This is a genomic window from Pseudomonas migulae NBRC 103157 (assembly GCF_002091715.1).
In the GTDB taxonomy this organism is placed as follows: Bacteria; Pseudomonadota; Gammaproteobacteria; order Pseudomonadales; family Pseudomonadaceae; genus Aquipseudomonas; species Aquipseudomonas migulae_A.
In genome coordinates this window covers 49,212-65,311 of record NZ_BDAG01000009.1, presented here as the reverse complement: position 1 = coordinate 65,311, position 16,100 = coordinate 49,212, and the positions used below count along the sequence as shown (strand labels likewise).

17 protein-coding genes and 1 pseudogene are annotated in these 16,100 nt (G+C 53.9%); all 18 read left to right on the top strand.

Features of this window, described 5'->3' with window-relative positions; genetic code table 11:
* Positions 1-7 precede the first annotated feature (7 nt).
* The 18 genes and pseudogenes from rfbF to PMI01S_RS09200 all read left to right on the top strand — a co-directional run bounded on the left by rfbF (position 8) and on the right by PMI01S_RS09200 (position 16,088).
* Positions 8-778, top strand: coding sequence for a glucose-1-phosphate cytidylyltransferase (gene rfbF, locus PMI01S_RS09280; RefSeq protein ID WP_084319465.1), 771 nt, complete (start codon positions 8-10; stop codon positions 776-778).
* Positions 775-1,854 carry a CDP-glucose 4,6-dehydratase gene (gene rfbG, locus PMI01S_RS09275; protein WP_174602657.1) on the top strand — a complete coding sequence of 360 codons (1,080 nt, stop codon included), beginning with the start codon at positions 775-777 and terminating at the stop codon, positions 1,852-1,854. The genes rfbF and rfbG overlap by 4 nt, the downstream gene beginning before the upstream one ends.
* A complete protein-coding gene (gene rfbC / locus PMI01S_RS09270) occupies positions 1,851-2,402 on the top strand; it encodes a dTDP-4-dehydrorhamnose 3,5-epimerase (protein WP_084319463.1) in 552 nt (183 codons plus the stop codon). The genes rfbG and rfbC overlap by 4 nt, the downstream gene beginning before the upstream one ends.
* The gene (locus tag PMI01S_RS09265; protein ID WP_084319462.1) at positions 2,399-3,622 is read left to right on the top strand and encodes a class I SAM-dependent methyltransferase; all 1,224 of its coding nucleotides are present in this window, start codon (positions 2,399-2,401) and stop codon (positions 3,620-3,622) included. Before rfbC ends, PMI01S_RS09265 begins: the two co-directional genes overlap by 4 nt.
* A complete protein-coding gene (locus PMI01S_RS09260) occupies positions 3,619-4,719 on the top strand; it encodes a DegT/DnrJ/EryC1/StrS family aminotransferase (RefSeq protein ID WP_084319461.1) in 1,101 nt (366 codons plus the stop codon). The genes PMI01S_RS09265 and PMI01S_RS09260 overlap by 4 nt, the downstream gene beginning before the upstream one ends.
* Positions 4,720-4,767: 48 nt before the next feature.
* The gene (locus PMI01S_RS09255) at positions 4,768-5,610 is read left to right on the top strand and encodes a phytanoyl-CoA dioxygenase family protein (protein WP_084319460.1); all 843 of its coding nucleotides are present in this window, start codon (positions 4,768-4,770) and stop codon (positions 5,608-5,610) included.
* 6 nt (positions 5,611-5,616) lie between these two features.
* Positions 5,617-6,768 carry a class I SAM-dependent methyltransferase gene (locus tag PMI01S_RS09250; RefSeq protein ID WP_084319459.1) on the top strand — a complete coding sequence of 384 codons (1,152 nt, stop codon included), beginning with the start codon at positions 5,617-5,619 and terminating at the stop codon, positions 6,766-6,768.
* Entirely contained in the window at positions 6,765-7,277 is a 513-nt protein-coding gene (locus tag PMI01S_RS09245; protein WP_084319458.1) for a GNAT family N-acetyltransferase, read from the top strand. Before PMI01S_RS09250 ends, PMI01S_RS09245 begins: the two co-directional genes overlap by 4 nt.
* A 7-nt stretch (positions 7,278-7,284) precedes the next feature.
* Positions 7,285-8,007 carry a WbqC family protein gene (locus PMI01S_RS09240; RefSeq protein WP_084319457.1) on the top strand — a complete coding sequence of 241 codons (723 nt, stop codon included), beginning with the start codon at positions 7,285-7,287 and terminating at the stop codon, positions 8,005-8,007.
* Positions 7,994-8,773: a cephalosporin hydroxylase family protein gene (locus PMI01S_RS09235; protein ID WP_084319456.1), complete on the top strand. Its 780-nt coding sequence runs from the start codon at positions 7,994-7,996 to the stop codon at positions 8,771-8,773. The genes PMI01S_RS09240 and PMI01S_RS09235 overlap by 14 nt, the downstream gene beginning before the upstream one ends.
* Positions 8,774-8,804: 31 nt before the next feature.
* Positions 8,805-9,138: pseudogene (locus PMI01S_RS32385) on the top strand (methyl-accepting chemotaxis protein); the annotation flags it as partial.
* Positions 9,139-9,176: 38 nt separating this feature from the next.
* On the top strand, positions 9,177-9,485 hold the full coding sequence (locus PMI01S_RS32380) for a hypothetical protein (protein WP_167362917.1): 309 nt from the start codon (positions 9,177-9,179) through the stop codon (positions 9,483-9,485).
* A gap of 510 nt (positions 9,486-9,995) precedes the next feature.
* Positions 9,996-11,300, top strand: coding sequence for a UDP-N-acetyl-D-glucosamine 6-dehydrogenase (gene wbpA, locus PMI01S_RS09225; protein ID WP_371850915.1), 1,305 nt, complete (start codon positions 9,996-9,998; stop codon positions 11,298-11,300).
* Positions 11,301-11,317: 17 nt separating this feature from the next.
* Entirely contained in the window at positions 11,318-12,268 is a 951-nt protein-coding gene (gene wbpB, locus PMI01S_RS09220; protein WP_084319452.1) for a UDP-N-acetyl-2-amino-2-deoxy-D-glucuronate oxidase, read from the top strand.
* Positions 12,269-12,275: 7 nt separating this feature from the next.
* Positions 12,276-12,860, top strand: a complete 585-nt coding sequence (gene wbpD, locus PMI01S_RS09215; RefSeq protein WP_084319450.1) for a UDP-2-acetamido-3-amino-2,3-dideoxy-D-glucuronate N-acetyltransferase — start codon at positions 12,276-12,278, stop codon at positions 12,858-12,860.
* Positions 12,857-13,948 (top strand): DegT/DnrJ/EryC1/StrS family aminotransferase, encoded by a 1,092-nt coding sequence (locus PMI01S_RS09210; RefSeq protein ID WP_084319448.1) that lies wholly within the window; start codon positions 12,857-12,859, stop codon positions 13,946-13,948. The genes wbpD and PMI01S_RS09210 overlap by 4 nt, the downstream gene beginning before the upstream one ends.
* Positions 13,949-13,962: 14 nt before the next feature.
* Positions 13,963-14,937 (top strand): SDR family NAD(P)-dependent oxidoreductase, encoded by a 975-nt coding sequence (locus PMI01S_RS09205; protein WP_084319447.1) that lies wholly within the window; start codon positions 13,963-13,965, stop codon positions 14,935-14,937.
* 5 nt (positions 14,938-14,942) lie between these two features.
* Positions 14,943-16,088 carry a DegT/DnrJ/EryC1/StrS family aminotransferase gene (locus PMI01S_RS09200; protein WP_084319445.1) on the top strand — a complete coding sequence of 382 codons (1,146 nt, stop codon included), beginning with the start codon at positions 14,943-14,945 and terminating at the stop codon, positions 16,086-16,088.
* Positions 16,089-16,100 lie beyond the last annotated feature (12 nt).

Below are 16,100 nucleotides of genomic sequence, written 5' to 3'. Positions count from 1 at the left end.
GTTTCCCATGAAGGCGGTAATTCTGGCGGGTGGGCTTGGCACGCGTATTTCTGAAGAGTCCCATTTGCGTCCCAAGCCGATGATCGAAATCGGTGGCAAGCCGATTCTCTGGCACATTATGAAGCTCTACTCTTCTTACGGAATCAATGATTTCGTGATTTGCTGTGGTTACAAGGGCTATGTGATCAAGGAGTACTTCGCCAACTATTTCCTGCACATGTCCGATGTCACGTTTGACATGTCCAATAACACTATGGAAGTTCATCAGCGCTACGTTGAGCCGTGGCGCGTCACGCTGGTCAATACCGGCGAGGACACCTTGACCGGAGGACGGCTCAAGCGAGTCCGTGAGCATCTGGGCGATGAGCCATTCTGTTTTACCTATGGTGATGGTGTATCGGATGTGAACATCCGCGAGCTGATCGATTTTCACCACGCTCATGGCAGGCTTGCCACCGTCACGGCTATTCAGCCGCCGGGAAGATACGGAGCTTTGAATATGCAGGGCAGCCAGGTCAACAGCTTCCAGGAGAAGCCTGCAGGTGATGGCGCCTGGATCAATGGCGGCTACTTTGTGCTCAATCCTTCCGTCATTGATTACATCGCTGATGATCAATCCAGCTGGGAAGCCGAACCGCTGATGCGATTGGCTGACGAGGGTAACCTCATGGCTTATCAACACAGTGGCTTTTGGCAGGCAATGGATACCTTGCGAGACAAAAACCACCTCGAAGATTTGTGGAGCAAAGGTAACGCACCCTGGAAGCGCTGGGCATGAAGCAGTTCGGCGATCTCTATCGGGGCCGTAAGGTCCTGCTCACCGGGCATACGGGCTTCAAAGGCAGTTGGTTGGCAACTTGGCTCTGCGAACTCGGAGCGCAAGTAACCGGTCTCGGTTTGACGCCTGAAACTGATCCGGCTCACTGGGATCTGCTGAACACCCCATCGGTTGATTTACGTGGTGACATTCGCGATTCCGCGGTGGTTCGGGATGCATTCGAGCAAGCGCAGCCGGAAATCGTTTTTCACCTTGCTGCTCAGGCACTGGTGCGTCGCTCCTATCGCGATCCGCTGGAAAGCTGGTCGACCAATGTGATGGGGACTGCCAATGTGCTTGAGGCCTGTCGGCTTACACCTAGTGTGCGGGCTGTAATCGTTATTACGACTGACAAGGTATACGCTAACAACGAGTGGCCTTGGGGCTATCGTGAAAACGATCGCCTCGGTGGTCATGACCCTTATAGTGCCTCCAAAGCGGCCAGCGAATTGGTAGTCGACAGCTATCGCAAGGCATTCTGGAGCACTGAAGGTGCACCGTTGATCGCCTCGGCGCGTGCCGGTAATGTCATTGGTGGCGGCGACTGGTCCGAAGACCGTCTGATCCCCGACCTGGTCAGGGCTATTCAGGCTCACCAGTCCCTCGAAATCCGTTCACCTCAATCCACCCGACCTTGGCAGCATGTACTCGAATGCCTGTCTGGTTATCTTTTGCTCGGTCAGCGACTTCTGATGCTCGATAAGGCGATCGAGGGCGGGTGGAACTTTGGTCCTGCACCGCAAGACAACCGTACGGTTGCAGAGGTTTTAGCTGGGCTGCAGGCGTATTGGCCTGAACTCGCCTGGCATACCACTTCGGTACCGCAGCCGCACGAAGCCAACCTGTTATACCTCGACTGTTCACAGGCGAAAGCCCGTCTGGGTTGGCAGCCGGTCTGGAGCCTGGAGCAAAGCCTGGAAATGACGGCTGACTGGTACCGTCACCAATCTTCCACAGGTCAAGCGATCACTCATGAACAACTGGCCAAGTATATAGCCGCGGCAGCACGAGCCGGTTGCGTCTGGATCGACTCATGAATATCCGGTCTACAGCTATAAATGGCGCGGTGGTAGTTGAAACCCAGCCATACCAGGACCACCGCGGCGCTTTTAGTCGCTTTTTTTGCGAAAAAAGCCTGGCTGACGTTCTGGGTTCTCAGCATATCGTGCAGATCAACCATTCTCGTACCTCGACCATTGGCGCCGTACGGGGGCTGCATTTTCAGCATGCCCCCCATGCGGAGATGAAAATGGTTCGTTGCCTGAAAGGCCGGGTATGGGATGTGGTCGTCGATCTGCGTGCAGGCTCTCCGACATTTTTGCGCTGGCATGCTGAAGAGCTGAGCCCGCAAACCGGTCGCATGTTAGTGATTCCGCAAGGCTGTGCGCACGGTTTTCAAGTGCTCGAAGCCGAGAGCGAATTGCTCTACCTGCACACAGCTTTCTATGAGCCGGCGGCTGAGGGGGCTGTACGATATGATGACCCTCGACTGGGAATCACCTGGCCATTGCCTGTCACCGATCTTTCCGAGCGCGACAAGAATCACGCTTTGCTATCTAACGAATTCGTCGGACTTCATGTATGAAATGTCGCCACTGCTCTGAGCCGCTGCAGCACACTTTTCTGGATCTGGGTTTTGCTCCACCCTCCAATTCGTACCTCAGCGAAGCGGAGTTAAGCTCGCCGGAAATCTACTTTCCGCTCAAATTGAAAGTGTGCGGGAACTGCTGGTTGGTACAGACCGAAGATTACGCTCAGGCAGACCTGTTCTTTTCCAAGGACTACGCCTACTTCTCGTCCACTTCGACCAGTTGGCTCGAGCATGCCGCTGTTTATTCGAGGACCATGATCGAGCGCTTGGGGCTTGGAGCTGACAGCTTTGTCATCGAAGTGGCTTCGAACGACGGTTACCTGCTGAAGAATTTTTTGGCCGCCGATATCCCATGTCTTGGGATTGAACCGACCGCCAGCACGGCCGCTGCTGCGGAGGAAATCGGTATCCCGGTGTTGCGTGAGTTTTTCGGTGAGGAACTGGGCAAACGGCTGGCGACCGAGGGACGCCAAGCTGATTTGATTGCCGGCAACAACGTTTTTGCCCATGTGCCGGATATCAACGATTTCACTCGTGGTCTGAAAGCGGCTTTGAAACCTGGGGGGACCATTACCCTTGAGTTTCCGCACCTCATGCGCCTGATCCAGCACACCCAGTTCGACACCGTATACCACGAGCACTTTTCCTATTTGTCGCTTTACACGGTAAACCGAATCTTTGCCCAGGCTGGTTTGCGGATCAGTGAGGTAGAAGAGTTGCCGACCCATGGTGGTAGTTTGCGCGTGCACGGCTGTCATGTTGAGGATGGTCGCAGTGACAGCCCTGGCGTCGCTCGTCTTCTGGACGCGGAATTGCAGTTCGGGTTACAGGATCTGAAGATTTATCAAGGTTTTCAGGTGCTGGCCGATGAACTCAAGAATGGTTTGCTGAGTTTCCTGATCGAGCAGAAGCGCGCGGGCAAACAGGTAGTTGCATATGGTGCCGCTGCCAAGGGCAACACGCTGTTGAACTATGCGGGCGTTAAACCGGATCTCTTGGCCTATGTGTGTGATGCAGCGCCGTCCAAGCAAGGTAAATACCTTCCCGGGAGCCATATCCCGGTCTACTCGCCGCAGAAGCTGAAAGAAACTCAACCCGATACCGTGGTGATTCTGCCCTGGAACATCGCCGATGAAGTGATCGGTCATCACAGCTACGTCAGAAAGTGGGGCGGACAGTTTGTAACGGCTGTTCCCGCACTGGAGGTCAAATGAGCGAGCGGATTTTCTACACCAAGCCTTCGATTACCGAACTGGAAGTCGAGTACGCCACTGACGCGGCCAGAAACGGTTGGGGCGACAAGTGCTACGAGTACATCGTGCGTTTCGAGAATGCATTCAAGGCCCACCTTGGCGTTGAATATGCGATTGCTACCTCGAGCTGTACGGGTGCCCTGCACATGGGCATGGCCGCCTTGGGCATAGGGCCGGGCGACGAAGTGATCATGGCAGACACCAATTGGATCGCCACCGTTTCTCCTGTCGAACACCTGGGCGCTACACCAGTATTCGTCGATATTCTTCCTGATACCTGGTGCATTGATCCCGAGCAAGTGGAATCAGCCATCACCCCTAAAACCAAAGCCATTGTCGCTGTGCACCTGTACGGAAATCTCTGCGATATGGACCGTTTGCTGGAAATCGGCGAGCGCCATGGCATTCCCGTTATCGAGGATGCGGCTGAAGCGATCGGCTCTCAGTATCACGGTAAGCGGGCCGGTAGCATGGGGGCTTTTGGCAGCTTTTCTTTCCATGGCACCAAGACCCTTACGACGGGCGAAGGCGGCATGTTTGTCACTAACGACGCCGCTCTTTACGAAAAAGTACTGACACTTTCAAACCATGGCAGGGCGAGAGGACAGACCAAGCAGTTCTGGCCGGACATGGTTGGTTTCAAATACAAGATGTCGAATATTCAGGCGGCGATTGGATGTGCGCAAACGGAGCGCATTGATGACTTGATCCGGCGTAAGCAGGAGATCATGAGCCTCTATCGAGAAGGCCTGAAAGCGTACTCGGGCATTGCGCTCAATGCGCAGCCTGAAGGAACGATCATTGGTGCGTGGATGCCGACAGTCGTATTTGAAGAGCAGACCGGGATGACCCGTGAGCGTTTACAGGCGGCTTTTCAGGCCGCCAATATCGACGCTCGAGTATTTTTTCACCCGCTCTCTAGCTTATCGATGTTCGAGGCTCGGCCTGAGAATGTGAATGCCTATTCCATCCCGCTGCGTGCGATGAATCTGCCGAGTTATCACGACTTGACCGCTGCTGAATTGGAGCGGGTGTGTTCGGTTTTTTCGACATTGTAATGTCTTCAAATTGGTTAAGTGTTCGTAGACCCCGATCCAGAGCGCCCCATGAATAAATACTTGAGTCCAGAACAGATAACCGAGTTTGAACGCAATGGCGTGTTGATTATTCGGGATTTTTATGACGAATGCGACATTGGGGCGGTTCAGCGCGGTATCCATGATGTCATTGGTCAGGTCATGCTCAAGTACGGTATTGCCGACCTGAGAGGCGCCTACAACCCGTCGGAGTTCGATAAGGGTTATCTGGATCTGATCAAAATCAATCGTTCTTGGGGCGGTGAGATCTATGATGCAGTGAAACAGATCCCTGCCTTTATACGCTTGGTTGCGCATCCCCGACACGAGTCGCTATTTTCGGAGTTGAGGCAGGGGTCTATTCCAGGCATTGCGGCGGGCGGGTACGGTATTCGTATCGACTGTCCTTTCGAAGACAAATACCGTGCGATGTGGCATCAGGAATACCCTGCTCAGCTACGAAGTGTAGATGGCTTGGTTTTCTGGAGCCCACTAGTTGATGTAACTGAGGCGCTGGGGCCGGTAGTGTTTTGCCCTGAGTCGCATAAGCTGGGAGCATTGCCCGTTTGTAATGCTGATCCGGAGGGAGTCGGGCGTTCTGGTGCTTACGCGTTGATGATTAAAGACGAACAACAGTATCTGGAAAAGTACAGTAAAATTGCACCTCTAACATCACCTCGTGATCTGGTAATCATCGATTTCATGCTCTTGCATTGCTCTGGTTATAACAATGGTGATCGGGCGCGATGGTCCATGCAATTCAGATATTTCAATTTTGCAGATCCTGTAGGCCGTGAACACGGTTGGAAAGGGTCGTATGCAGCTGGCGTTGATTTTCGCGCCGTACATCCAGAATTATTTCACGCGGAGTAAAAAATAATGCACTGCAATGTTTGTCTCACTGAAATCGAGAAGCCTATCTATGCGGCTAACTCCAATCAGTCCCTGACTTCGCTGTGTGAGCTTCGCGATGGACAAGTGAATGTGTGGTCGTGCCCGGTGTGCTCGCATTTACGGAGCGAGGCGTTCGCCGATACCGTTGCCTATTATGAGTCCGATTACAAAATTCTCCTGAGTGACGAAGAAGAAGATCAGATTTACGAAGTGAAAGAAGGTGAGATCGTTTATCGGACGGACCATCAAATAACAACCTTGCTGAACAAGTTGAACTTGCCCGCTGGCGCTACAGTTCTTGACTATGGCTGTGCCAAAGCCTCTACGCTCAAGAAGTTGAGCGGGGTGCGTACTGATTTGAATATTCATTTATTCGATGTCAGTTCGATGTACAAAGAGTATTGGAATAAATTCGTCAGTGCCGATAAGTGCGCGATACACACAACGCCTGAGTCCTGGGCATCCAACTTTGACGTCCTGACCTCCTTTTTCGCCCTTGAACATATCCCTGAGCCGATCGATACAGTGAAAAAGGTTCACGCCTTGCTCAAGGACGACGGTGTGTTTTATGGGATCGTGCCTGATACCTTCGGCAACGTTGCGGACTTTGTAGTGATTGACCACGTCAACCACTTCACCGCGCCTTCGCTAGCCTACCTGCTTGATTCCGCCGGGTTCCGCGATATTCAGATCGATGATGTTGCCCATCGCGGCGCCCTCGTCTTTACCGCTCGTAAAGGCACCCAGAGTTCAGCTGCGTTAAACGTAGCAGAAACCATTACACGATCAGAAGAATTGGCTCGTTATTGGGAGGCTGTAAACCAGCGCATCTCCCATACTTCGCAAGCCTATGCGGGCGTCGCCAAGGCTATTTACGGCTCGGGCTTCTATGGCGCCTATATCGCCAGCGCAATGAATGACTTTGATAGCGTTACCTGCTTTTTGGACGCTAGTCCTTTCCAGCAGGGAAAAGAGCTGTTTAGCAAGCCGATTCTTTCTCCTCAGTCGCTTCCGGAAGATGTGAAGGTACTTTACGTGGGCTTGAATCCCAGCATTGCTCGCGCCGTCATGGATGAAATGCGCTGGCTGCAAGAGCGAGATGTCTCTCTGGTTTTCCTCGATGAGCAACTTGCATGATCACAGGGAAAAAAGTACGGCTACGTAGCTGGAAAGAGGACGATCTCACGTTGCTCCGGAGCATGCGTAACGACGTTTCGTTGCAAGCTCAGTTGCTGGCCCGTCCGCGAGGCAGCGATGAAAATCAAGTGCGTGAATGGTTGAAAGGTTTTTCGGGGGCCTCTGATAGTTTCATTTTTATCCTGGCGGATCCTGCCGATGACACGGCATTGGGTTTTTTACAGTTTAAAAACACTGATTTTGTGAGTCGAAATACAGAGCTGGGTATCTGCTTGGCGTCCAGCGCCCAGGGGCGCGGTATCGGCGGGGAGGTACTTGCCTTGGCCAGCGCCTATATGCGTGACACTTGGGGGCTTGGTAAGATTTGGCTGAAAGTCAGAGGCGACAATACCGCCGCAATAAAATGTTATGAAAACGCTGGCTTCAAACGCTGTGGAAAGCTCTCGAATCACGTGTTCATTTCAGGCGCTTGGCATGATGTGGTGCTTATGGAACTCTTTTTGAGTTAAGTGAATTATGAACATCGTCATTTCACAATCGATGCTTTTTCCATGGGTAGGCCTGTTGGAACAAGTGCGCCTGGCCAACGTTTTTGTTCATTACGATGACGTACAGTTTTCCAAAGGTAGTTTCGTAAATCGGGTACAAATCAAGACACCCCAGGGTATGCGCTGGATGACAGTCCCTTTAGTGGATCTGCATCTAGGTCAAAAAATAAATGAAGTTCAGGTGCCTCCGACTTCGAAATGGCGAGAAACACACATAGCGTTGCTGGAAAGCAGCTTTGCGAACGCTCCATTTCGTCAGGATGCGCTTGAGCTCGTTGCGAATGTCTATTCTGGCGATTATGCAAATGTCGGAGCACTGGCCCGTGCGTCGTTGATGGCGCTGCTCAAGTATTTTGGCTTGGATGTTAACTGTCGTTTTATCGATGTGCAGTCCCTGGATATTCCGGGAACCAGCAGTGATCGCGTCCTTTCAGTGGTCAAGCGCCTGGAAGGGGACAAATACATCACCGGTCATGGCGCCGGACGTTATCTCGATCATGAGTTGTTCGAGCGTTCGGGCGTTGCCGTCGAATATATGGCCTATAACTGCACGCCTTATCCTCAATCCCATGGCGAATTTACGCCCTATGTTTCCGCCCTGGATCTGGTGGCGAACTGTGGCAAGCTCGGGCTTGAGTCTATAAATTCTGGAACTACAGATTGGAGAAGCTTTAAAAATGAACCCGCATGAGCAATTTCGTCAGGAAGTCGTAGAAAATATTGAAGCCTTGGGTGCTGACACTGACCTGCAAGCGTTGTCCCGTGTTTGGGTTCGTGAAATCAGCCGGCACAAATGGGCTTATAACTTTTCCTGGTTCGGCCGTCCGGCGATTCAATTTCCTAACGATACTTGGGCCATGCAAGAGCTGATCTGGGACATCAAACCGGATTTGATCATCGAGACTGGCATTGCCCACGGTGGCTCATTGATTTTTAGCGCTTCGATGCTGGCGATGCTCGATTATTGCGAGGCTGTAGAGCAAGGCAAGAGCCTTGATCCGAAGGCTAGCAAGCGCCGTGTGCTTGGTATTGATATCGATATCCGTAAGCATAACCACGATGCGATTAAAGCTCACCCCATGTCGAATATGATTGAAATGATTCAGGGTTCGAGTATCGATAGCGATACAATTTCAAAAGTTCGGGAATATGCAAAAGGTTATAAGCGTATTTTGGTCTGCTTGGATTCGAATCATACACATGATCATGTATTGGCAGAACTTGAGGCTTATGCCGATCTCGTCAGCACGGGCAGTTACTGCGTGGTATTTGATACCTTGATCGAAGACATGCCAGTCGATTTGATCCAAGAACGCCCATGGGGGCCCGGGAACAGCCCGAAAAGTGCAGTTAAAGAATACTTGAAGCAACATGCCGAGTTCGAAATCGACAAGAGTATTGATTATAAACTCCAGATCAGCGTTGCGCCTGACGGTTTCTTGAAGCGCGTCAGATAAGCTGGTACGGCGGGATGCTTCGAAGGAACCCAGCGCCGTGGAAGAAGTAGCGCGTAACGCCGTGTCGACTTCCAATGCCACTCGCCAGTCCAGCGAATCGGCGCATCTGGGGGCAGTAGCGGGTCAGCGAAACTGCCAGCGCGATCAGCGCCTTGGCCAAGGATGTGCAGCACACCGGTGAATTGGTGCAGTCGCTGGCCAATCAATCCCAGGGCATTGGCAAGGTGCTGGATGTGATTCGGGCCATCGCCGAACAAACCAACCTGCTGGCGCTCAATACTGCGATTGAGGCGGCGCGTGCAGGTGAAAGTGGGCGCGGATTCGCGGTGGTGGCTGATGAGGTGCGCGCATTGGCGCATCGTACGCAGCAAATCGACCCAGGAAATCGAGCAAATGGTCCAGCATGCGCAACGGCTCGAGTCTGGCGCTGGACTCCATGAACGCCAGCACGCTGGTGTTGGCTGAGCGGGCCGGCGACGCATTGCAGACCATCACGGCGTCGGTTCACGAGATTCACGAGCGCAATCTGGTGATCGCCAGTGCTGCGGAAGAACAGGCGCAGGTAGCTCTGGAAGTGGATCGCAATTTGGTGAATATCCGTGATCTGTCGGTGCGTTCCGCCTCCGGTGCCGATCAGACCAGTGCCTGCAGTCATGAGCTGTCGAAGTTGGCCAAAGCACTGCAGGGCATGGTGCAGCGTTTTCGGGTGTGATTCCCTAGGTGTAAAAAAGCCGCGCTTCTCGAAAGGGAGGCGCGGTTTTTTTCGAAATTGTATAACGACGGCATTAATCGAAGCTGGCAAAATGCCATTCTAGAATTCGTTCATTCAGTGGGTGGGTGTATCGCTACCGAAAGATGCCATGACGCTAAGCAGTGTTTGTTGGTCGGAACGGAGCCAGCATCATCAATTGCCTTAAAGCCATGCTTGGAGATAAGTGGCATAATGCGCTTTTTTCGGTTGCCGGCTTAGGGATTACCCTGCTTGCAAATCAGGTCCAACCCCCCGCAGGCGGTTATTCCGTGCGAAGGGCAGCAACACTCTATAAGGCCATCGCCAGTATAGAAGGCTATTCGGATCGCGCCATCCAGCACGCGAGCGCTTACCCCGGTAGCACAAGCAGATATGCGCAGAAAAACGTCAACAACGGGTGATAATCCCCCGATTGATTGAAGTGTTAACCGTTCAAGAATTAGTTTATGGGAGTTTTACCTGATGTCGGACATGAAACGGACGAGTGTTGGCAAGTTCAAAAGCAGAGAGGCTCTAATTGGTATCGTTGGGCTAGGTTATGTCGGTCTGCCTCTGATGTTGCGTTACAACGCTATTGGCTTTCGTGTGCTAGGCATCGATATCGATGAGGCTAAGGTCTCCCGGCTGAATGACGGCCAAAGCTATATCGAGCATATCCCCGCCGAGAAAATTCAGAACGCCCGTCAAAGCGGCTTCGAGGCGACCACTGATTTCCAGCGCGCCAGCGAATGCGACGCCCTGATCCTGTGTGTGCCAACCCCGCTGAACAAGTACCGTGAACCGGACATGAGCTTCGTGATCAACACCACGGAAGCGATCAAGCCTTATCTGCGTGAAGGGCAGGTTGTCTCCCTGGAGAGCACCACCTATCCGGGGACTACGGAAGAAGAACTGCTTCCGCGTGTTCAGGAAGGCGGCTTGAAGGTCGGTGAGAACATCTTCCTGGTCTATTCGCCGGAGCGTGAAGATCCGGGCAATCCAAACTTTGAAACTCGTACTATTCCGAAAGTGATCGGCGGTCATACCCCTGCGTGCCTGGAAGTCGGTATCGCGTTGTACGAGCAGGCCATCGACCAGGTCGTACCGGTCAGTTCCACCAAGGCCGCCGAGATGACCAAGCTGTTGGAAAATATCCACCGCGCGGTGAATATCGGCTTGGTCAACGAAATGAAAGTGGTCGCCGATCGTATGGGTATCGATATTTTCGAAGTGGTCGATGCGGCTGCGACCAAGCCTTTCGGCTTCACTGCTTACTATCCAGGACCAGGTCTTGGTGGGCACTGCATTCCCATCGACCCGTTCTATCTGACCTGGAAAGCTCGCGAATACGGCTTGCACACGCGTTTCATTGAGCTTTCCGGTGAAGTCAACAAGGCTATGCCCGAGTACGTCGTCAGCAAGCTGATGGATGGCCTGAACAACAGCAGCAAGGCCTTGAAAGGCAGCAAGGTGCTGGTGCTGGGTATCGCCTACAAGAAAAACGTGGACGATATGCGGGAGTCGCCTTCCGTCGAGATCATGGAGATGCTCGAAGCCAAAGGCTGTGTGGTGGCTTACAGCGACCCGCATGTCCCGGTTTTCCCGAAGATGCGCGAGCACCACTTCAATCTGTCCAGCGAAGCGCTGACCGCTGAAAATATTGCGAGTTTCGATGCCGTCGTTCTGGCCACCGATCACGATAAATTCGACTATGAGCTGATTCGCCAACACGCACAGTTGGTGGTGGACAGTCGCGGCAAATACCGCACCCCTGAAGCTCATATCATCAAAGCCTGATTGCTGGAGTGTTCCCTTTGAAACGTTTCGCCCTTATCGGCGCTGCCGGCTACATCGCCCCTCGGCATATGCGCGCAATCAAAGACACCGGTAACGAGTTGGTGTCGGCTTATGACATCAATGATTCCGTGGGGATCATTGACAGCCTGTCCCCGCAGAGCGAGTTCTTCACTCAGTTCGAGCGTTTCAATGAACACGCCTGGCAGCTCAAGCGCGATCCGGCTACTGCCCTGGACTACGTCGCCGTCTGCTCGCCAAACTACCTGCACCATTCGCATATTGCGGCAGGTCTGCGCCTTGGCTGCGATGTGATTTGCGAGAAGCCGCTGGTTCCTACGCCTGAAATCCTGGACGAACTGGCCCTGGTCGAGCGCGAAACGGGCAAGCGCGTATACAACATCCTGCAATTGCGTCATCACCAGGCCATTCTCGATCTCAAAGAGAAAGTTGCCCGTGAGTCTCGCGACGGTAAATACGATGTAGAACTCACCTACATCACTTCCCGTGGCAAGTGGTACATGGAGAGCTGGAAGGGCGATCCACGCAAGTCCTATGGCGTCGCGACCAATATTGGCGTGCACTTCTACGACATGCTGCATTTCATCTTCGGCAAGCTGCAGCGTAACGTTGTGCACTTTGCCAATGACTACAAAGCCGCTGGCTATCTGGAATATGAGAAGGCGCGTGTGCGCTGGTTCCTGTCGATCGATGCCGATGACCTGCCGGACTCGGTCAAAGGCAAGAAGCCGACCTATCGTTCCATCACCGTTGATGGTGACGAGATGGAGTTCTCCGAAGGCTTCACCGACCTGCACACCACCAGCTACCGGGAAATTCTCGCCGGCCGTGGCTACGGCATCGAAGATGCGCGTCACTGTGTGGAGACCGTGAACACCATTCGCTCGTCCGCCATCGTTACACCGCAGAACGACGAGGGCCATCCTTTCCTTGCAACCCTGAATCGCTGAGGCAGGCATGAATTATCAGATTCATCCTTCCGCGATTGTCGATGAGGGTGCGCAGATTGGTGACGATTCGCGGGTGTGGCACTTTGTGCACGTCTGCGGTGGTGCGCGTATCGGCAAAGGCGTGTCCCTCGGGCAGAACGTCTTTGTCGGTAACAAGGTCGTCATTGGTGACAACTGCAAGATCCAGAACAACGTGTCGGTCTATGACAATGTGACCCTCGAAGAGGGTGTGTTCTGCGGTCCGAGCATGGTGTTCACCAATGTCTACAACCCGCGCTCGCTGATCGAACGCAAGAGCGAGTACCGCGACACCCTGGTCAAGAAAGGCGCCACCCTGGGTGCCAACTGCACCATCGTCTGCGGTGTCACTATCGGTGAGTACGCCTTCGTCGGTGCCGGCGCAGTGATCAACAAGTCGGTGCCGGCCTACGCGCTTGTAGTAGGTGTGCCGGCTCGGCAGATCGGCTGGATGAGCGAGTTCGGCGAACAGTTGGACTTGCCGCTGGAAGGTGATGGAATTGCGATCTGCGAGCACAGTGGTGCGCGTTACGTATTGAGCGGTAAAACGCTGGTCAAGGAGGCCGGGCAATGATCGAGTTTATTGACCTCAAGATCCAGCAAGCCAGAATCAAGGACAAGATAGATGCTGGTATCCAGCGCGTCCTGGCTCATGGCCAATACATCCTCGGCCCGGAAGTGGCAGAGCTCGAAGAACGCCTTGCCGCGTTTGTCGGGGCCAAACATTGCATCACCTGCGCCAATGGCACTGACGCCTTGCAGATTGCCCAGATGGCCTTGGGCATCGGTCCGGGTGATGAAGTGATCACGCCGGGCTTTACCTATATTGCCACCGCTGAAACCGTTGCATTGCTGGGTGCCAAACCCGTCTATGTCGACGTTGATCCGCGCACTTACAACCTCGATCCAGCTTTGCTCGAAGCAGCGATCACGCCGCGCACCAAAGCCATCATTCCGGTTTCCTTGTATGGGCAATGTGCGGATTTCGACGCAATCAACGCCATCGCTGCCAAACATGGCATTCCGGTAATCGAGGATGCAGCGCAGAGTTTCGGTGCGACCTATAAAGGCAAGCGCTCCTGCAATCTGACCACTATCGCGTGTGCCAGTTTCTTCCCGAGCAAGCCGTTGGGCTGCTACGGCGATGGCGGTGCGATTTTCACCAGCGATGACGAATTGGCCAAAGTACTGAGGCAAATCGCTCGTCATGGACAGGACCGTCGCTACCATCATATTCGCGTCGGTGTGAATAGCCGGCTCGATACGCTGCAGGCTGCGATTATGCTGCCCAAGCTGGAGATCTTCGAAGAAGAACTCAAACTGCGTCAGCAGGTGGCAGACCGCTATGCGTTGCTTCTTGGCGAAGCTGGTATTGCTGCTCCTTTTGTCGAAGCGCACAACACGAGCGCATGGGCCCAGTACACCGTTCAGGTTGATGAGCGAAATACTGTCCAGGAGCGTCTGAAGCTTGCCGGCGTCCCTACCGCTGTTCATTATCCAATTCCGCTGAACCGCCAACCGGCGGTCATGGATGAGCAAGCTCACCTGCCGATCGGTGATGCGATTGCCAATCGGGTGATGAGCTTGCCAATGCACCCCTATCTTGGTCCGGCTGACCAACAATTCATTACTGAGTCGCTGTCGGCCGCCACACGCAATTGAATGGAGTACGTCGCATGAAAGTCCAAGGTTCAAAAATTCTGGTCATTGGTGGTGCTGGTTTCATCGGTAGTTTCGTCGTCTCGGAACTGTTGAAGGCCGGTGCCGCGCAAGTCGTCATCTACGATAACTTCGCCCGTGGAAAGGTCAGCAACATCGCTGAACAGTTGAAGGATCCGCGCTGCAGCCTCTACGCCAATGGCGGTGATGTGCGCGAAATCGACTTGCTGAACGATGCGATGAAAGGCATGGATGGTGTTATCCATCTCGCCGCCATGTGGTTGTTGCACTGCAAGGACTTCCCGCGGACAGCGTTCCACGTGAACATCGAAGGTACTTTCAACGTACTTGAGGCCTGTGTTCAGAACAACATCAAGCGTCTGGTTTACTCCTCCTCCGCCTCCGTTTACGGTGATGCGGTGCAGGTGCCTATGACCGAGGACCACCCGTTCAACAACCGTAACTTCTACGGCGCCACCAAGATCGCTGGCGAAGCCATGTGCCACGCCTACCATGATCGCTTCGGCCTGAGCTACGTCGGCTTGCGCTACATGAACGTCTACGGCCCGCACCAGGACCAGACCGCAGCCTACACCGGCGTTATCCCGATCATGCTCAACAAGATCGACGCCAACGAAGGCCCGGTCATCAATGGCGACGGTACCCAGGCTTACGACTTCATCTACGTGGAAGACGTTGCACGTTGCAACGTGCAGGCGCTTGAAGCTGACGTCACCGACCAGTTCTACAACGTCGGTACCGGCGTGCAGACCAGCATCAAGCAGTTGTGCGACGGCATCCTGGACCTGAAAAAGTCTGACCTGGTTGTCGAGTATCGCCCTTACAGCGCTGACGACGCGCGCCGCATGGTGCAAAACCGTATCGGCTGCCCGAAAAAAGCGGCAGAAGATCTCGGCTTTACCTACAAGTACGAACTGCATGAAGGCTTGCAGAAGCTGATTGATTGGCGTGCAGAGCACGGCGCGGAGTGAGCGTAATGGAAATGCGTAATATCGCCATCTCGTTACCTTGCACCGGTGAGGAAGAATGGCAGGCTACTCGTGAGCCTCTAATGAGCGGCTGGTTGACTCAAGGACCAAAGGTCGCGGCCTTTGAGAAGGCGTTTGCCGAGCGTCATGAAGTGCCTCATGCACTGGCAGTGACTTCCTGCACTACCGGTCTGCACCTGGCTCTCGCTGGCCTGGGCATCGGCCCGGGTGATGAAGTGATTGTGCCCGCCTTCACATGGGTGGCCACCGCCAATGTGGTCCTGTATTGCGGTGCGACCCCTGTTTTCGTGGATGTCGACCCTCAGACCTACAACCTTGATATTCAACAGATCGCATCCAAATTGACCGCGAAAACCCGTGCGGTCATCGCTGTGCATCTGTTTGGCCGTTGCCTGGATATGGACGCGCTGCGTGCACAACTGCCAGCCAATGTTGCCATTGTTGAAGATGCTGCCTGTGCGGCCGGGGCCAGCTGGAAAGGTCGCCCTGCGGGCAGCCTCGGCGATGTAGCTGCGTTCTCCTTCCATCCGCGCAAGTCGGTAACGACCGGTGAGGGTGGTATGGTCACCACGGCAAACGCAGAGTTGGCCGAGCGTATGAACCAACTGCGTAACCATGGCGCCACCCTTTCCGAAGAGCAGCGTCACAATGGCCCTCGGCCGTATCTGTTGCCGGAATTCAACTTGCTGGGTTTCAACTACCGGATGACCGATCTGCAGGGCGCCGTCGGTATAGTTCAACTCGGCAAACTCGATGGGTTCATCGATGAGCGCGCGCGTTGGGCCGAGTACTACTGCGAGCAGTTGGCAGATATCGATTGGCTGCGCCTGCCCACCACTCCCGAAGGTGGGCGTCACGGCTGGCAGGCATTTGTCACCTATGTGGATCCTGCTAAAGCTCCGATGCCGCGTAACGACATGATGGAAATACTCCAGGCCAAGGGCATCGCTACCCGTCCGGGAACTCATGCTGCGCATATGCTGGCTTACTATCGTGAGCGTTTCGGGCTTAAGCCGGAGGATTTCCCGGGTGCGCGTGACTGCAACGATCACAGCATGGCCATCCCATTACACAATCGTATGTCGCCTGAAGATTACGCCTATGTAGTCGAAGCTATCCGTCAGTTGCGTTAAGCGATTTAGTAC